Source organism: Chryseobacterium sp. (assembly GCF_022869225.1).
Taxonomy (GTDB): domain Bacteria; phylum Bacteroidota; class Bacteroidia; order Flavobacteriales; family Weeksellaceae; genus Chryseobacterium.
In genome coordinates, this window is the sequence record NZ_JALIHL010000001.1 from 1472102 (window position 1) to 1488702 (window position 16601).

Annotated in this window: 19 protein-coding genes and 1 riboswitch; of the genes, 17 read left to right on the top strand and 2 right to left on the bottom strand. The window is 36.9% G+C overall.

All coding sequences use genetic code 11. From position 1 onward, the window contains the following. Positions 1-272 precede the first annotated feature (272 nt). From MUW56_RS06840 to MUW56_RS06855, 4 genes are all read left to right on the top strand, one after another. The gene (locus MUW56_RS06840) at positions 273-674 is read left to right on the top strand and encodes an SMI1/KNR4 family protein (protein WP_292012494.1); all 402 of its coding nucleotides are present in this window, start codon (positions 273-275) and stop codon (positions 672-674) included. Between the two features lie 80 nt (positions 675-754). After that, on the top strand, positions 755-1072 hold the full coding sequence (locus tag MUW56_RS06845) for a hypothetical protein (protein ID WP_292012495.1): 318 nt from the start codon (positions 755-757) through the stop codon (positions 1070-1072). Positions 1073-1377: 305 nt separating this feature from the next. After that, the gene (locus MUW56_RS06850) at positions 1378-2037 is read left to right on the top strand and encodes a DUF2461 domain-containing protein (protein ID WP_292012496.1); all 660 of its coding nucleotides are present in this window, start codon (positions 1378-1380) and stop codon (positions 2035-2037) included. 428 nt (positions 2038-2465) lie between these two features. Then, entirely contained in the window at positions 2466-2903 is a 438-nt protein-coding gene (locus tag MUW56_RS06855) for a GNAT family N-acetyltransferase (RefSeq protein WP_292012497.1), read from the top strand. A gap of 361 nt (positions 2904-3264) precedes the next feature. On the opposite strand, the gene MUW56_RS06860 is transcribed toward MUW56_RS06855, so the two are convergent. Continuing rightward, positions 3265-3459: a hypothetical protein gene (locus tag MUW56_RS06860; protein ID WP_292012498.1), complete on the bottom strand. Its 195-nt coding sequence runs from the start codon at positions 3457-3459 to the stop codon at positions 3265-3267. Between the two features lie 176 nt (positions 3460-3635). Here MUW56_RS06860 and MUW56_RS06865 point away from each other — a divergent pair, with 176 nt between their 5' ends. The 13 genes from MUW56_RS06865 to ribB all read left to right on the top strand — a co-directional run bounded on the left by MUW56_RS06865 (position 3636) and on the right by ribB (position 14124). Continuing rightward, positions 3636-4181 carry a dihydrofolate reductase family protein gene (locus tag MUW56_RS06865; RefSeq protein ID WP_292012499.1) on the top strand — a complete coding sequence of 182 codons (546 nt, stop codon included), beginning with the start codon at positions 3636-3638 and terminating at the stop codon, positions 4179-4181. 173 nt (positions 4182-4354) lie between these two features. Beyond that, on the top strand, positions 4355-5200 hold the full coding sequence (locus tag MUW56_RS06870) for a sialate O-acetylesterase (RefSeq protein ID WP_292012500.1): 846 nt from the start codon (positions 4355-4357) through the stop codon (positions 5198-5200). Positions 5201-5259: 59 nt separating this feature from the next. After that, positions 5260-5958 (top strand): hypothetical protein, encoded by a 699-nt coding sequence (locus tag MUW56_RS06875; protein WP_292012501.1) that lies wholly within the window; start codon positions 5260-5262, stop codon positions 5956-5958. A 330-nt stretch (positions 5959-6288) separates the two neighbouring features. Continuing rightward, on the top strand, positions 6289-6660 hold the full coding sequence (locus tag MUW56_RS06880; protein ID WP_292012502.1) for a hypothetical protein: 372 nt from the start codon (positions 6289-6291) through the stop codon (positions 6658-6660). Between the two features lie 194 nt (positions 6661-6854). Then, entirely contained in the window at positions 6855-7238 is a 384-nt protein-coding gene (locus MUW56_RS06885) for a 5-carboxymethyl-2-hydroxymuconate Delta-isomerase (protein ID WP_292012503.1), read from the top strand. A gap of 72 nt (positions 7239-7310) precedes the next feature. Further along, a complete protein-coding gene (locus tag MUW56_RS06890) occupies positions 7311-7814 on the top strand; it encodes a DinB family protein (protein ID WP_292012504.1) in 504 nt (167 codons plus the stop codon). A gap of 126 nt (positions 7815-7940) precedes the next feature. Further along, positions 7941-8711: a hypothetical protein gene (locus MUW56_RS06895; RefSeq protein ID WP_292012505.1), complete on the top strand. Its 771-nt coding sequence runs from the start codon at positions 7941-7943 to the stop codon at positions 8709-8711. Between the two features lie 260 nt (positions 8712-8971). Then, on the top strand, positions 8972-9253 hold the full coding sequence (locus MUW56_RS06900) for a tetratricopeptide repeat protein (RefSeq protein WP_292012506.1): 282 nt from the start codon (positions 8972-8974) through the stop codon (positions 9251-9253). A 349-nt stretch (positions 9254-9602) separates the two neighbouring features. Continuing rightward, a complete protein-coding gene (locus tag MUW56_RS06905; protein WP_292012507.1) occupies positions 9603-10343 on the top strand; it encodes a hypothetical protein in 741 nt (246 codons plus the stop codon). A 31-nt stretch (positions 10344-10374) separates the two neighbouring features. Then, positions 10375-11619: a hypothetical protein gene (locus MUW56_RS06910; RefSeq protein WP_292012508.1), complete on the top strand. Its 1245-nt coding sequence runs from the start codon at positions 10375-10377 to the stop codon at positions 11617-11619. A 363-nt stretch (positions 11620-11982) separates the two neighbouring features. After that, positions 11983-12762, top strand: coding sequence for an alpha/beta hydrolase (locus tag MUW56_RS06915; protein ID WP_292012509.1), 780 nt, complete (start codon positions 11983-11985; stop codon positions 12760-12762). Positions 12763-12773: 11 nt separating this feature from the next. Continuing rightward, complete coding sequence (locus MUW56_RS06920; RefSeq protein WP_292012510.1) at positions 12774-13124, top strand: DUF2200 domain-containing protein; 351 nt, start codon at positions 12774-12776, stop codon at positions 13122-13124. A gap of 134 nt (positions 13125-13258) precedes the next feature. Beyond that, positions 13259-13384: riboswitch (FMN riboswitch) on the top strand. A gap of 92 nt (positions 13385-13476) precedes the next feature. Next, complete coding sequence (gene ribB, locus MUW56_RS06925; protein ID WP_292012511.1) at positions 13477-14124, top strand: 3,4-dihydroxy-2-butanone-4-phosphate synthase; 648 nt, start codon at positions 13477-13479, stop codon at positions 14122-14124. A gap of 266 nt (positions 14125-14390) precedes the next feature. On the opposite strand, the gene MUW56_RS06930 is transcribed toward ribB, so the two are convergent. Beyond that, entirely contained in the window at positions 14391-16475 is a 2085-nt protein-coding gene (locus MUW56_RS06930) for a TonB-dependent receptor (RefSeq protein WP_292012512.1), read from the bottom strand. Positions 16476-16601: the final 126 nt, after the last annotated feature.

Below are 16601 nucleotides of genomic sequence, written 5' to 3' on the forward strand. Positions count from 1 at the left end.
TGAGAACAAGAAAAATCAAATCATAAAAAGTATCCATCTTGAAAAAATGGATGACGCCATCTATAACTCATTCAGCAATTACAAAAAGGAAGAGTTACAGTTACTCATTGCTTCGTTCAGCAAATTATCAAAAAGAAAATCAGACATAATTCCGATGCCTTCAATCTTACAGGTGAGAATGGAAGGATTTTCTAAATCATTAATTAAAGGAGACTATCTATATTTGAATGAAAAGAAGTAAATTATTTTGCTAGCAAAGATTGATAATACATATGCGGATTGATAAAATTAAAGAGAAATGGGCAAGTGAAAATATAAAACTTAACCCGCCTGCACCAATACACTCAATTAAAGCAACTGAAGAAATTTTCGGCTTTCGGTTTCCGGATGATTTTAAAAAATTTTATCTAAAACTGGACGGGTTTGCAGATTGGGACTGGACAAAGAATATGTTTTCCATATGGCCGCTGGCAAGAATTCTGGAGGAATACCATAATGAAAATGATAAGAATTTCATTGTATTTGCAGACTATTTGATCAATTCACATCAGATTGGTTTTGTAAAAGGGAAAAAAGGAATATTCAAAAATTCTAACGAAACCCATGAGTTAATTGCAGACACTTTTACTGAAGCGATCCTTCTTATCAATTCGGATGCTGATATTCTGTATTGATGTAAATCTGTGACACGGACAGTTTATTTATCCACAAAGGGTTATTGTTATTCGTAGATTTGAGAACTAATAGCCATAATATGACAGCTCAGGAACTAGAAGCATTACTAGGTATTAAAAAGATTAATGCAACAATCAATAATAATGCGTTAAAATTCAACAACATACATTATCAAATTTTAAAGTATAATGATGTCATTGAAGAAGTGAAAAGTATAGCAAAGGAAAAAATCACTGGCAGCCATGATAATGAAAATTCCAGTATTGAAGAATATATTAAAACGGAATCTAAAGGGGGAAAGCTGGACTTTAAAAATACGGTCGAAAAATATGATGGTGCCTTTATAAACTTTGACGGAATCATGTATAGCAAAAAAGACTTCGCAATATTGATGTAGGGAGCCGCCGTTAAAAAAATGGGTATAGAAGAACTAAACAAAGCTCAATTGTTGTGGCAAGAGATTAATGAAAGAAACTTAACAGAACCTGAGTTAAAAGCGCTGCAAAAAGGTTTTGAAACGAAATTTTAAAATAGTGGTTCTTTCTAATATTGTATTGGTGAATATGAAGTCCAGACTTCGCTCCGAGGGGTTTCCTGACTTTGCACCATTACAATAAATTATTTCCTTATATTAAACTCTGAAATCAGGAGATTTTGGACAGCAATTGTTCAGACATATAATTTCCAACATTCTTACACCCTATGAAAAAAGCATTTGAATTTCTCCAACATTTAAAAGAAAATAACAACCGGGAATGGTTTGCCAAGCACAAGTCCGAATATGATTCGATAGTAAAAGAAAACAAAGTTTTTTTCACTCAGATATATAATGAACTTCAGGAGTATGACAAGTTAAAAGGAATTCATATTTTCAGGATTTACAGAGACGTTCGTTTTTCCAAGGATCAGACGCCATACAAAACCAATTTCGGAGTGGGATATTCCCGTTCAAAACCGATGTTAAGAGGTGGATATTATATTCAGCTGGAACCGGGCAATAGTTTTGTAGGAGGCGGGTTCTGGGGACCTGAAGCCAAGGATTTACTTCGTATCCGTAAAGAATTTGAAATCAGTACCACAGAAATCGAAAAAATTACTTCTGACGAAACCTTTGTCAAATATTTCGGAGAGCTCAAAGGTGATTCCGTAAAAACAGCTCCACGAGGTTTTGATAAAAATCATCCGGCTATAGATTTAATCAGAAAAAAGCAATTCGTAGTCATGCGAAAATTTACCGATAAGGAGGTTTTATCCGATAATTTTCAAAAGGAAGCAGTGTTAACCTTACTGGCCATGCGTCCCTTTTTCGATTATATGAGTGAAGTGCTGACAACGGATCACAATGGGGAACCTTTATTCTAAAATCGGGGCCAGTACTTATCAAATCTTTCGCGGTGCCATTGGCGGGTTGCAAAATGCGACAGAATTAAATAGAATCTAATGAAAACACGACACAAAATGCTTTAAAAAATCTTCAATTTGATATTATAAAAGATAAAGGGAAACCCATTGCTGAAGACATTTATTTAGAAATTTAGCGGGAGAATAGTGGACCCCTTAACAATTAGACAACCTAAAAAACACCTCCAGTGACCCAAAAGTTCTTTAAAATTATGCGTTTACCCAAAAAAATAATATATTGATTGACAAACAGTTACATAAAAACAAAAACAGAATTAGCGCAGTTATGGATGTGGATATTTGCACAATGCGTAAATTTAAACGTTAGCGGTCATTGTAAAAGACCGTGTGAAAATAAATTAGCAACAAAATAAGTAAACAGTATTGAAATGACACTTGACATTAGAAAAGCAAAACCAGACGATTTTGAAGAAATCTATTCATTAATCATTGAGTTCGCTAAATTTATACAGACACCAGAAAAAGTTGTTACATCACCCTCTCAGATGATTGAGGACAAAGATTATTTTAACTGTTTTGTTGTCGTAGACAAAAATACAATTGTGGGTTTTGCAACCTATTTTATCGCATATTATTCCTGGACCGGAAAAACAGTTTATTTAGATGATTTGTATGTTTTAGAGAAATATCGTGGATTGGGTATTGGGAACAAATTATTAGATAAAGTTATAGAAACGGCAAAGAGCGAGAATTGCAAAAAGGTAAAATGGCAAGTTTCAAACTGGAATAAAAAAGCAATCGAATTTTACAAAATGCGGGGCGCAACAATTGATGAAGTTGAGATAAATTGTGATTTAAAAGTATAAGAAGTATAAAATGACGACCCTCTAACATCGGCTTGGCAATGTGGTGGTTAAAGTACAACACTCAACAGCTGTACTTTCATTTTATGATTGGTCATTACTTCCTTGTAAAGAAAAAAATAATTACGGTTTTGACTTTGCACTGTTTCTCATATCATTTAAATTTATAGCCATTGATACCCCGTTATCCAGGATTATAAATTTCAATTTCATGAAGCAATTATTAAATTTTGTTCTTATCATCATTATCTCAGCTCTATTGGCCGGAGTGTATGGGATATTACATGATCAAATTACATTTTCTATTTCTCCGGAATACTATACTCATTTTAAATTCCAGCAATTTGGAATTGAAGACTTAAAATTACCCTGCCAGAATCAAAGTTGGAATCATTGGATTTTTAGCCACCTGGTGGGTTGGATTATTCCTGGGAATGGGGTATGCTTTTATTTCTTTATTTCTAGATGCTGAAAAAGTGCTCCTTGTAACTGTAAAATCGATTTTGATCAATCTCTGTGTCACTTTAGTATTTGGAATTTCAGGATATTTATTTGGCATTGTATTTTTATCTCCTGAAAATTGTAACTGGTATATTCCGGATGGAGTTCAGGATATCCGCAATTTTGTCAATGTCGGATCAATTCATAACTTTGGATATATGGGAGGGATCACCGGAATGATTGGAGGAGCAATATATCAAATAAAAAAACAGGAAGTCATTTCCTATAGACATAATGAAAAAAGTAATACTCGACCTGGCCACTACCCTGGACGGATTTATTGAAGGACCGAACGGAGAAACCGACTGGTGTATCATGGATGATGATATGGATTTTGACGGATTCCTCTCCGGTATCGACACCATTTTTTATGGACGGGTAAGTTATGATGCCTGGGGAAATTATCAGCCGGGTAAAGATGCAGCGCCTGAAGAACAGCAGCTTTGGGAAACCATTCATTCAAAAAGAAAATGGGTGTTTTCAAGCCAGCATAGGGATGATGAAAATGCAGCTTTCATTACTTCTGATATAGTGGAAAAAGTTTCGGACTTCAAAAAACAAGGCGGCAAGGATATTTGGCTGTATGGCGGCGCAAATCTTATCAAAACCTTTATCCTGCATAACCTGATTGATGTGTACAGAATATCAGTTCATCCCGTTGCCCTGGGAAGTGGAAAACCTCTGTTTGAAGAGATAAAAGAGAGACTGAATTTAAAACTGATCAAGACCAATGTCTTTACATCCGGAGTTGTACAGCTTATTTATACACCCGTACCATAGAAATAGATCCCATCACCTTTCAACCATTCTTTTTATTATTTCTAAAAGATAAATATGCTGGAAGTAGTAAAAAAACATCTCTGTTTTTGAGAAGTGAAAATATACCTTCTTATTATTTTCCTCTGAATTTCTATTTTATCAATAAGTTATTAACAATTTTATCCACATTATTTATGACCCATTCTTTTTTAATGATAGGACAATCCAATATGGCCGGACGAGGCTTTTTACAGGATGTTCCGCCTATATATGATGAAAAAATTAAGATGCTTAGAAACGGAAGATGGCAAACTATGGCAGAGCCTGTTAATTTTGACAGACCCACTGCAGGGATCAGTTTAGCCGCTTCATTTGCTGCCTCATGGCGTCTATTCCACCATCAGGAAGATCATATTGGATTAATTCCGTGTGCTGATGGCGGAACAAGCCTTAATGACTGGAACATTGAAGGTCCCTTATTTCAGCATGCTGTTTCGCAAGCAAAAGCGGCTCAAAAGATCAGTACATTGAGTGGAATTCTCTGGCATCAGGGAGAAAGTGACAGCTATGGAAAAAGTTATCCACAATATGTGGAAAAACTCAGCATGATTATTCAAACACTCAGAGAAAAACTTAACGTTCCGGAAATTCCTCTTATGGTAGGAGGTCTGGGAGATTTTTTACAGAATGGCATCTATGGACAATATTTCAATGAACATCAGGAAATCGATACATGCCTGCAAAAATTCGCAGAAGACCATGACAACTGCTATTTCGTTACATCTGAAGGTTTAACTGCGAACCCTGATAATATCCACTTTGATGCCTTCTCCCAAAGAAAGTTGGGTGTTCGATATTTTAAAGCCTTTCAAAATAAAACGCATATTTTACAAGTTATCCACAATGAAGATGAAATCATCCATAGCATTCACAACCGCCCTCTCAACAAAAATGAAAAAACAGAATTGTTACAGTTTCAATTCAGTATGGGAACGATCACTCCGGAAGAATTCCTGGCTCAAATAACCCGGCTTAATTAATTGTATTCAACACTGTAAAAACAGTACATTCGTATTTTCAATATGAGCATAGATCCGTCATGAAATTAAAAATAGTAGTCCTCATCATCTTATTTTCGGCAGTAAAAATTTTTGCGACCTCTCAGGTAGCGGACAAAATTATCATCAATACTATGAAGTATGATCTGATCAATACTCCACTGGAGAAATATTTTGATGAACATCCTGAGTATCATCCTCTTTCAGGAAATAAATTGAAGCTGTTCAAAGATCAAAATGGAGAATCTATAATTCCTCTTACATCTGCCAATTACCGCGGCTATGTTGCTACATTTAAAATTGAGAATAATACTTTAAGCCTGGAAGATCTGGAGGTTCCCAATCCGGACACCGTAGGAAATACCTATATTTCTGTCTATCAAAAAATATTTGGAAATAAAAAAATAACCATCAACTATTCAGGAATACTTATGATTCCTTTACAGGTTGTAAGTAGTACCATTCAGCATCCGTCAGAATACCGGTACAGACTGATAACAGTCCGGAAAGATCATGTGGAAAAGGAAAAAGAGCTGGACCAGAATGCATATAAAAAATTTAAAGCACGCCGCTTTAATGAGTATAAAAAAACCGAGGAATACAAAAATAATGTAGAAAAATTGATCAAAGAATGGAATATAGATTCAGAAAAAGAATTCCCGTTTCGTCCTACCCAAAAAAATATTGACAGATTCATGAGAGGGAGTACTCTTCCTGATTTTATTATAGTAGATTATTAATTCTGCAACTACTTTCCGCCAATTCCTTCAACTAAAAGACATGAAATTCAAACTAGCCGTTATTCTGTTTATTTTTTCCTTTACAACCATTTTTGCCACCTCGCAAATACCGGATAATATTATTATTAATAAAAGAATATGAATTACTCAATAATTCGCTGACCTCATTTTTTAAGGACCATCCCGAATACCATTCTCTATTTGGAGGCAAGTTAAAAATGTATAAAAAATACAGAACGGGAAAAATTTACCTCCGGTTTCTACGGGAAATTATCTCATATTGCGACATTTAAGATCGAAAATAACACTTTACGGGTAGCAGACCTTAAAGTGAGAGACCTCCGGTCCAAAGAAGGGGAATACATTTCTGTTTTTAAGGAAATATTCGGAGACCAGGAAATAACACTTAATTATTCAGGAATACTGGTTATTCCCACAGGAAAATTTATTGAGTCTGCTAATTTTGGATACGCCGATGAACGGTATACATTAATGACCATCCAAAAGGATGCTGCTATCAAAGAAAAAGAGGTCGGCAAAGAAGATTTCATACAACTGAAGATCAATCAGTTTGAAGAATATAAAAAAACTGAAGCCTATAGAAGAGAACTTCAGGACCCGCTTGAATTTTGGGAACTTTCCAAAAAAAGAAGATCTTTCCCCAAAGAATACAAAAAGGATGTCAAAAGAAGAAATAACTGAACTAAGAAAAAAATACGAATATCCTCCTACTCAGCAATCGATGAATATTTTCTCTTTGCTGATTAAAAATCTCGACTTCATTATGATAGACTATTAAAACAGCCTGTACAGCTAAAGTATGGGTTTGAAGCTATAAACCAGACCATTCAATTACTATTTTTCTTATTTTTATCCTATCCAACAAAATATTAAGTATGCCTCATTTCATTATAGACTGTTCACAGGATATCTTTCAGGAAAGAAACCCTTCTGACTTAATGGATGCAGTATATGAGGCTGCTGAATCCTCAGGCCTGTTTGCTGCTAATGATATAAAAGTAAGGCTCCAGCCTTATCAATATTATCGACTGGGAAATGATAAGAAGAACTTTTTACATGTTTTTGGGTATATCATGGAGGGGCGTAATAAGGAACAAAGAGCCCATCTTTCAAAACAGATTACAGTACGGCTTACAGAATTGCTTCCAAGCATCTCTTTCCTGTCAGTCAGTATTGATGAATTTGAAGCTGCCACCTACACTAACAAAGCACTGATTCATCCTGACAACACTGATCATAACCGCCATTTGGGGCTGTAATCCCGTTCAGCTTTCATGACATCGGAAACTGAATCACTATACTTCAGCAACAACAAACAAAATATTTATATAATGAGCTTAAAAACATTGATCACCAAAAGTGTACAGTACAACAACTGGGTCGTTATCAAATACATCGACTGGTTATCCACAAAATCAGACGAACAGCTTAACCAGGAAGTTATTTCAAGCTTTCCGACCATTTTAAAAACATTGCACCACATCTGGCAGACTCAGGAATACTGGTGGAGCTATATTGCTGAAAATAACGAATTCGACTTTGCCCAAACAGCAGCAGCCACCGGAAAAGAAGAAGTTTTCAATGCTATCAAAAATAACTCACAAAAACTGGTGGATTATGTGGAAAACCTATCCGAAGAAGATCTGGAAAAAAAGGTAAAAATTGAGTCTCCATGGTTCCAGTGTGACTTCTCCAAATATGAATACATCCAGCATGTGATCATGCATGGAATCTACCACCGCGGCCAGATTGTAACCATGGGAAGAAATGTCGGGATCACCGATGCTCCAATGACGGATTTCAACTTCTGGAATATTTATAAGGATCAGAAATAAAAACCAAGAAAAGAATGTATAGAATGAACCTGCCGCCCCATTGAAGACGATCCTAACCAATCCTATCGTTCACTATGTCAGTCATAAAATTTAGGACAGGGACTGACTTCAATTAACACAACAATCATGAAAGCCAAAACAATAGAACTCAATTTAATCCAGGAAAATATTAAACATTTATCCACAGACGGCCTTGGAACTTATATTGCGGTAACTTCTCAAAACAATATTGTTGCTTTTTGTCTTGAAACTCCATTACATCTGGGAATGGAGATCATAATGGTGAAAATTATCGATGAGGAAAAAATACTGATCATTGTTGATCAACACAATCTTATAGACAATGCATTAATAATTGACTATAACGGAAATATTAAGGTCAGGTTTACTATTGGAGAACATATTAACGATATCAAAATCAATGCTAAGAAAATAATAGTTTCCTATTTTGATCAAGGGGTACTAGGCAATTACGGTCCTAATAATGATGCCGTAGCTGTATTTAATTTCAAAGGCCAACAGCTTTATGGGTATAATTCAAATACAACACAGGAAAAACTTATTGACTGTTACTGCCTGGCCAATATGGGAAATCAAAGAATAATTTTTAACGGTTACGGAAATTTCTCCCTGCAGGAACTCGATCTTAATACCTTACACCTTACCAGTTACGAAACGCCTTCCCAATGTATAGGTGCAGGTTCTATTTCCGCCAAAGCAGGAAATATTATATTTCATTCTACTTATAAAGATAAATCAAGTTTTTTTGTCTGGAATCTCAAATCAAATGAGGTTTATCAAATTCATTCCGGGTTTACCCATATTACAGGAACTGATAATGGGGTGTTTTATAAGGTAGATAAAAAATCATTCATACTCATTCATCCCATTGAATAAAATGAATTTGAATTTTAAAAATACAAGTCATATGATGTCAACTGATCAATCTTTAGCTTAAACACCTTGCTCCAACTTCTTTTGAATGGGATTTTAAACAGTATATAGAAGAAAATCATTTTTCAGTTACCTATAAAAGATATTGGATGCCCTGAAATTCATTTATAAAAATTGGTTTTTTGATCATGACAGCAATACTGTAATGACCTATAAAGAAATTCAGCTTCACTTTGACAGCCTTTTCAAAGGAGTTCGGATATATGATATATCCAACAGAAAATTTCGTTAACAACCGTGGTTATAAGCAACTTCGGTCCGGCAATATTAATAGGGCCATTGAGGTATTTTTAAACAATACTAAAAACTATCCTAATTTCTGGAATGTATATGACAGTTTAGGAGAAGCTTATATGCTAAAAGGAAATAAAAAGTCTGCGATTGAAAACTATGAAAAATCAATTCAACTCAACCCCAATAATACAGACGGAAAAGAAATGCTTAAAAACTTTTATCAGAAAAATAAAGCTCTTCCCATAGGTTGAATTTATAATCCGCCATATTATCCCTGTTGCTTATTGTGAATAAAATGTTGATAACTTTTTTTTCTTACTCCCAGACCCAATTGTGAAAATCCCGGAAAAACCTAATATCCAAGCCAATTAACCGCAGATAAATTGTAAACAATGTGGATAACTTATCCACAATCCAAGGATTCCCTCTATTGAAAACATAATTATAGGATAGCCGTTAAAAATCTCATGAATGGGGCCACAGTGAATTTCCATCATTGCCAACTTAAGATCAAAAAAATAAACATTCTTTAACCTATTAAATCACAGGGGAACTATCATTTTCGTACCTTAACCTACAGAAAACCATACCTCCGAAATAATGAAAAAGAATCTTCTTATTGTTCTTGTTTTCTGCAGTTTCTTTCTGCTCAATTCTTGTTCCGGGCCGGCCCCTGCTGCAATCACAGATATTTCTGAACTGAGAGCTGAAATAGATATCTACCAAAGCCTGTCTGATAATAAAGACAACTCAGTTTCCGTTATTTTATATGACAAAAAGGGCAAGGAGGCTGGTAATAACTCGATCACTGTATGGGTCAACCAAAAGAAAGCCGATTATCAGGTCATGCAACATCTGTATTACTCCCAACATTATTATTACCGTATTGAAGATATACAGCCTGAAAACAACCAGTATACCTTGGAAATTCAATTGAAAAACGGTAAAAAATTCTTTCTGGGAAATGCTCCTACCCTGGCACAGAGCAATTCCGGCTCTATCATCTGTACCCGGCAAGCTTCTTTAAACAAGGACTTCCCAATACGCTGGTCTCATCTGTATAATGTAAATCTGCTCTACATCTCCAAAAGCTTTCAAATAAAAAATCAGGATGATAATACGACCCATTATTTTATAGAAGAGCCCACAGATACCCTTCACATCAAAGAAGACGGAAACTATTTGATAAAAAAAGAAAAATTATTCAACCCGGGGAAAAAACTAAGTGCAATATATTTTAAATTTACAGCACAAAAAATGGGAAAAACCAATACCCTTCTGTTAAAAGGGAGCAGCATAAAAATCAGCGGTTATCATGAAACCAGGGTTTCTTTCCAATAAATAAAAAACATATCATAAAATATACTGTTCAATGTACAATACTGCAACTCAAGAAGAATGGTTCTCGAAAGGAGAACGCTATGCCACAGAAATCAATGAAATGGTTGAGTTTGGAGAGAAAAACGGCTGGGAAAACTGGGAAGACCAGGAACCGGATGACCAAAGAGAACATTTAGCTGTTGAGGTTTTTGAAATGCTTAAAAAAGCCAATTTAAATCAAGAGAATGAGCAATTCAGAGCGCATTTTCCACCGGCACACGCCCCCATCATTCCTTTACTGAAAGAAAAATCTCAAAGCATTGAGCAGCTCCATTTTATAACTGACCGGAAAATCGTTTTTCTAACCGGAACTTCATATGAAAAAAGACAAGCTTATCTGCTTGATCATGATCAGGCAACTCCGCTGGATGAAAACATCCATGCCGTTGGAAAATCTAAACAGGGAAATATCTTTGCTGTAGCCAATGCAAACAGGATATCAGTCTGCAATGGCTGGGACGGAGAACTCATCAATGATTTTGAGCTCAATATGTCTGCAGATTTCGGGATTACAGAAATGACTCCATTCAACGACGGAAGTAAGGTTCTTGTCGTTTCTTCAGATGGAATTTACCTGATCTCCCATGAGGAAAAAAAGCTCATCCACCCTGTCAACGAGGATAATGATGAAGAATGGACCTCACAAATAGACATGGAAAACGCAGCGCTGTCCCATGATAATTCTTATATCGCTGTTGGTGATCAGGGATATGATCACAGAATATTAGATTCTGAAGGCAATACCTTAGGAGCAATCGGTCCCCAATCCTCCTATCCTCACTTCTGTCTTTTTTCCAAAGATGGCAGCCAGCTTATTACCAACTCCTGTCATTTCTACAATGGCATTACCATTGGCATCAGTTCTGACCAGTATGCAGGCGCTGATATTGAAGCGTATACGGAAAGCGATGACTTTACCTTCATTGATGAAGAAATGAGAGTATATGCAGGAGTCACAGCCAAAGACTATTACATTCTGGGGGATGCCTATGGCTATATCAAGGCATTCGACAAAAAGGGGAACCGCCTATGGAAATATTTCCTGGGATCCACCATCTCCGGAATGGCCATTTCCGATGATGAAGAAACACTTTGGGTAGGTGCACATTCCGGTATTTTGCATCAGTTGAAACTGGGGAAAGGACAAAGAGACCGCCATATCATTGGGGATGGAGATCATTATGAGGAATTCAGATTATTGATCTGGAGAGACGAGCCACAGATCTGGAAGTGGTAATTTTTCAGTTGTTTATCCCGTATTGGAAGACATAAAAATAAGATCTACCGGGCAATTACATATTCTCGCAGATCCCAGATCCGGAAAGATTACGCAGATTTTTCCAACAGCATCTGCGTAATCTGCAAAATCTGTGAGGGATAGCATTTAATATTAGAAAAGAACATTCTCACTTCAATATGCAATAGTACATTGTACCGACGATAAAAATCTTTACACCTTACAACATACCGCTGACAAATTACTTGTGCCTTTGTGTTTTCCTGCCTTATTTCCACACAATTCCTTTTCAAAAGAAATATACTCCCTTTCAGCAAGCTTTTTGTAAATTAGTTCATATAAAAAATTCAATAAAACAATTCCATGGAAAAACATACAATATCCTCAGACGGTCAGAACATACATTATAAAGAATCCGGGCAGGGAAAAACTTCACTCGTTTTTGTTCACGGATGGCTGGGTAACACGGATTGGTGGACTCATCAGCAGGAATACTTTAAAGATCAATATCATATTGTACAAATGGATCTGGCAGGGCACGGAAAGTCTGATACCTCCAGACCAAACTGGACAAGTGAACTGTATGCTGATGATATTAAAGCTGTCACCGATGCTATCGATTCACAGGAAATCATACTTATTGGACACTCTATGTCCGGAGCTTATGTTCTTGAAGCGGCTTTGAAAACCCCAAAAGTAAAAGCTATTATTCTGATTGACACTTTAAAAGATCTGGATGAGTCTTTTACAGAAGAACAGGCTGAACAAGTCATGTTTACCCATTATCGGAATGATTTTAAAAATGCCGTAAAAAATTTTCTTCCTCAATATCTGTTTACAGAAAACACCCCTGCTGCCGTAAAGGAAAGGTTATCTCATGAATTTCTTCAAAATGAACCGGAAGTGGTGATCAATCTGCTCAGACCTTTGTATACAACAGATTTCAGACCGGTTGCAGCACAGATTCAAATCCCTGTACGGGCTATTAATTCAGACAATTCACCCACGAATATTGAAAGCAACCGTAAGTATTTGAAAAACTACGATTGTGTTTCTATCTCTGAAACCGGCCACTACCCTATGCTTGAGAAACCGGATGAGTTCAACAGTATTTTGGATCAAGTAATTAAAGAACTGATTTAAATCTAAAAACCATGCAGAACACCAAAATCTTTGCCATGGCTTTTGCCAGTGTTTATCCACACTATATTCAAAAGGCAGAAAAAAAGGGGCGAACGAAATCCGAAGTCCATGAAATTATTTTCTGGCTAACGGGATATGACGAAAAGAGTTTACAGGAGGTAGTAGATCACAGAACCGATTTTAAAACATTCTTTGAAAAAGCTCCGCAACTGAATCCTAATGCCTCTTTAATAAAAGGAGTTATCTGCGGATACCGGGTAGAAGACATAGAGGATGAACTGATGAGAAATATCCGCTATATGGACAAACTGATTGATGAGCTGGCAAAAGGGAAACCCATGGAAAAAATACTGAGGGAATAAAACGGCTCTTATCGTATTTTAATAATCAAATTTCTTCTCCAATTCAAAAAACTTCCCGAAATTAGCGGCCTGTGCATTAAATTTATTCAATGAAATAAAAATTTAAATTAAAACATACAGCAAAACTTAGGATAAGTTTTCTTCGGGGCAGGGTGAAAATCCCTACCGGCGGTCACAGTCCGCGACTCCTTTCATTCGAAGGGACTGATTTGGTGAAATTCCAAAACCGACAGTTAAAGTCTGGATGGGAGAAGAAAATGAGATGACCGGTAAGATTCCTTGGGGATTCTTATTGAGTCGTATTTCATTTCCATGTACCGAAGACTATTTTAACTTTTAAAAGTAAAATAACATGGAAAAATTATTAGAACAATTCGGAGCTACCTCCAGAGAACGTGTAGAAAAAGCACTTCAAACATTACAACAGGGAAAAGGTATTCTTTTAGTAGATGATGAAAACCGCGAAAACGAAGGCGATATCATCTTTCCCGCTTCCACTATTACAGAACAGGACATGGCCCTTTTGATCCGCGAATGCAGCGGCATCGTTTGTTTATGCATTTCCGAAGAGAAAAGCAGGCACCTCAACCTTCGTCCCATGGTGGAAACAAACAATTCAAAAAATCAAACCGCATTTACCATTTCTATTGAAGCCAGAGAAGGAGTTGAATCAGGAGTTTCAGCCAGAGACCGTGTTACAACGATCAGGACTGCAGTGGCAACAGATGCTCAGGCTGAACATATTGCCAGTCCGGGACACGTTTTCCCTTTAATTGCTAAAAAAGGAGGTGTTTTTGAAAGACGCGGCCATACGGAAGGCAGCGTAGATCTTGTGAAAATGGCTAATCTTGGGGATGATGCCGTACTTTGTGAGCTGACCAATGAAGACGGCTCCATGGCAAGACTTCCCGAGATTGTAGACTTTGCAGTGAAAAAAGGAATGAGTGTGGTAACCATAGAAGATATTCATGCTTACCGCAAAATGATCTTCAGTAACTAGAAAATAAACTATTTAATGCACAGAGCGGCCGCCCGATAAAATCGGGCGGCCGCTTTATTTAACTACTTGACTTCCCGTAAAAATCAATGAACATTTTTAATTACAGCAGAAATTATGCAACAGCCAACCTCTACAGTATGGATGAAAAACCGGTCAGCGAAAAGAATTCTGACGCGAAGAAGAATATAAAATTCATTAAGAAATAAAATAAAAATCCCCGCTCACAATTCTGGACGGGGATTTGGGTATCGTCAGATATTTGAATTTTAAAAAGTAGCAGCCGGAGCTGTTTCATTATTCAGCTTTCTCTGAAGTTCTGTTTTCTTCCCTTTTGAGAAATCATAACTGATGCCCAGTACAAACATGGATTTATTATTCATGATCTGAGTATGTACTCTGTAATCAACAAGACTTTCCGAAAGACTTTTCGTTTTGTATTCCGAAGGCATCCCGATCCAATACATCCCTGTAGAAAAGGTCCAGTTTTGATGTTTATAACTTACAAAAATATTATTCTGGTTTTCATTGGTATTGAGAAACGCTCCGCTAAGGCTATATACCGGAATATTGAACTGGTATTGGAGTGAAAAGGATTTATACTCTGAAGACAGCACAAAATAATTTCCCAGAAAATTATTTTTAATCAATGCTCCCTTACTGGTTCTTACCGTTTCTGAAGTAGGGGTGATGACCGCCTTTACAACAAGAAGACTGTTTCCAAAAGGCTTGTAGGATCCGGTGAGCTGTATTCCGTACCGCTGGCCGTTCTTTCCATTCTCATAGGTGAGAGCATATCCTCCCAATACGTCATCCTGAATATAATATTGATTGATCACCTGATCCGTATAGCGGTAAAATAAAGCTGCATTAAAATCAAAATATTGATTATTAAAAGAATAGGCCAGATGATTGGAAAATACCTGCTGGGATTCCAAAAAAGGATTTCCGCGCTGCACGATATTGGGAGCCAGCTGTACCACATTGCTGCTAAGCGCATTACTCCAGGGGCTTACCGGACTATAGCTTCCCGTATAGCGAAGACTCTGATTATTTTTCAGCTGGTATCCTAAAATAACCTTAGGCGTAAAAGTCCATCTATCAAAAGTATTCTCGGCACTTTTATTATGGATATTGGTAAATCCTGCTCCAATACGGTAGCTGAACTGATCCGCTTTCCCGGAAAACTCTGTATAAAAATACTGCTCGAGATAGTTGACGCTGTATTGGGAATATCCTGCAAGATTATTCAGATCATTGGATATAGATGTTCTCGAAATCCGGTATCCGGACGAAAGCTTTCCAGCTTTAAAATCATGAGTATGGGCCAGTTCTCCTACCCAACTGGTCTGCCTGGCTTTCAAAACCATATCATTGTCATACACTGGCATCCCCGAACCTGTTATCCATTCTTTTGCCGTCTCTGATGTATTGGTTGTATAATGAGAGCCAACTACATTAATGCTTACCTCATCCTTTCCACCCATCTTTTTTGAATAATACAAATCCAGCTTAGGAATCACATAATCGGAACCGTTATTTTTAAACATGGCATGTGCTTCACTGGAATTATCCTGCGTAAAAACACTCTGCCCCGCGCCCTTCGAAAACCGGCTGAAAATATCCGTATTCAATTTGACCTGAAAAGAATAATCATCAGGAACCATTCTTGTATAACGTAATGCAACATTCTGAAAGGTATAGCCGAAGTGGTCTGTTCTGTTTTCATCTGAGCGGTAATGTTTCCCACCCAGCTGATAATCATAGATACTGTTGACTCTTCTGTCATGATAATCCCTTAAGTTGAGGGAATATTCAAGTCCCAAATTATTTTTCCCTCTGGTAAAACCGGCATAGGCTGAGCCGTTGACAAATCCTGTATTAAGAGCCGAGGAGACATCAGCTCCAAAAACAGATCCTGTTTCTGCAGATCTTGTCAGGATATTGACCACTGTATCTGCCCGTGCAGCCCATCTCGCCGGTGGAATATCATAATACTCCACTTTAATCACTTCACCGGGGGCCACACTTCGGATCTGCAGGTCTGTAGCTTCAATTCCGTTGATGAGGAATACGATAGTTCCACCTTTTGTACCGGTAATAGTATTGGCTACCGGATCAAGCTGTAACTCCGGAAGGGTACGGAGCAGGTCTTTGGCATAACGTGCCTTTTCCAGAGCTTCCCTATCAAAAGTATAAACCGCTTTATCTGCAAATTGTTTTTTACGTTGTGATTTCAGAATCACTTCCTGAATTTCCTTTATACCGGATGCATCAAGCGTATCACTTACTTTTTCCTGTGCCAACATACAGGTTCCCCAGAGAATAAACACAGCATATATTGTTTTTTTCATAGCTAACATGGAATATACTCATAAGACATTTTGAAGCTGCCATTTGTTACGTCTAGCCTGGTCTTGGAACTAAAAAACCACCCAAGCTATAGAAAATTATTACTATTTTTTTCAATGAGCATTGTG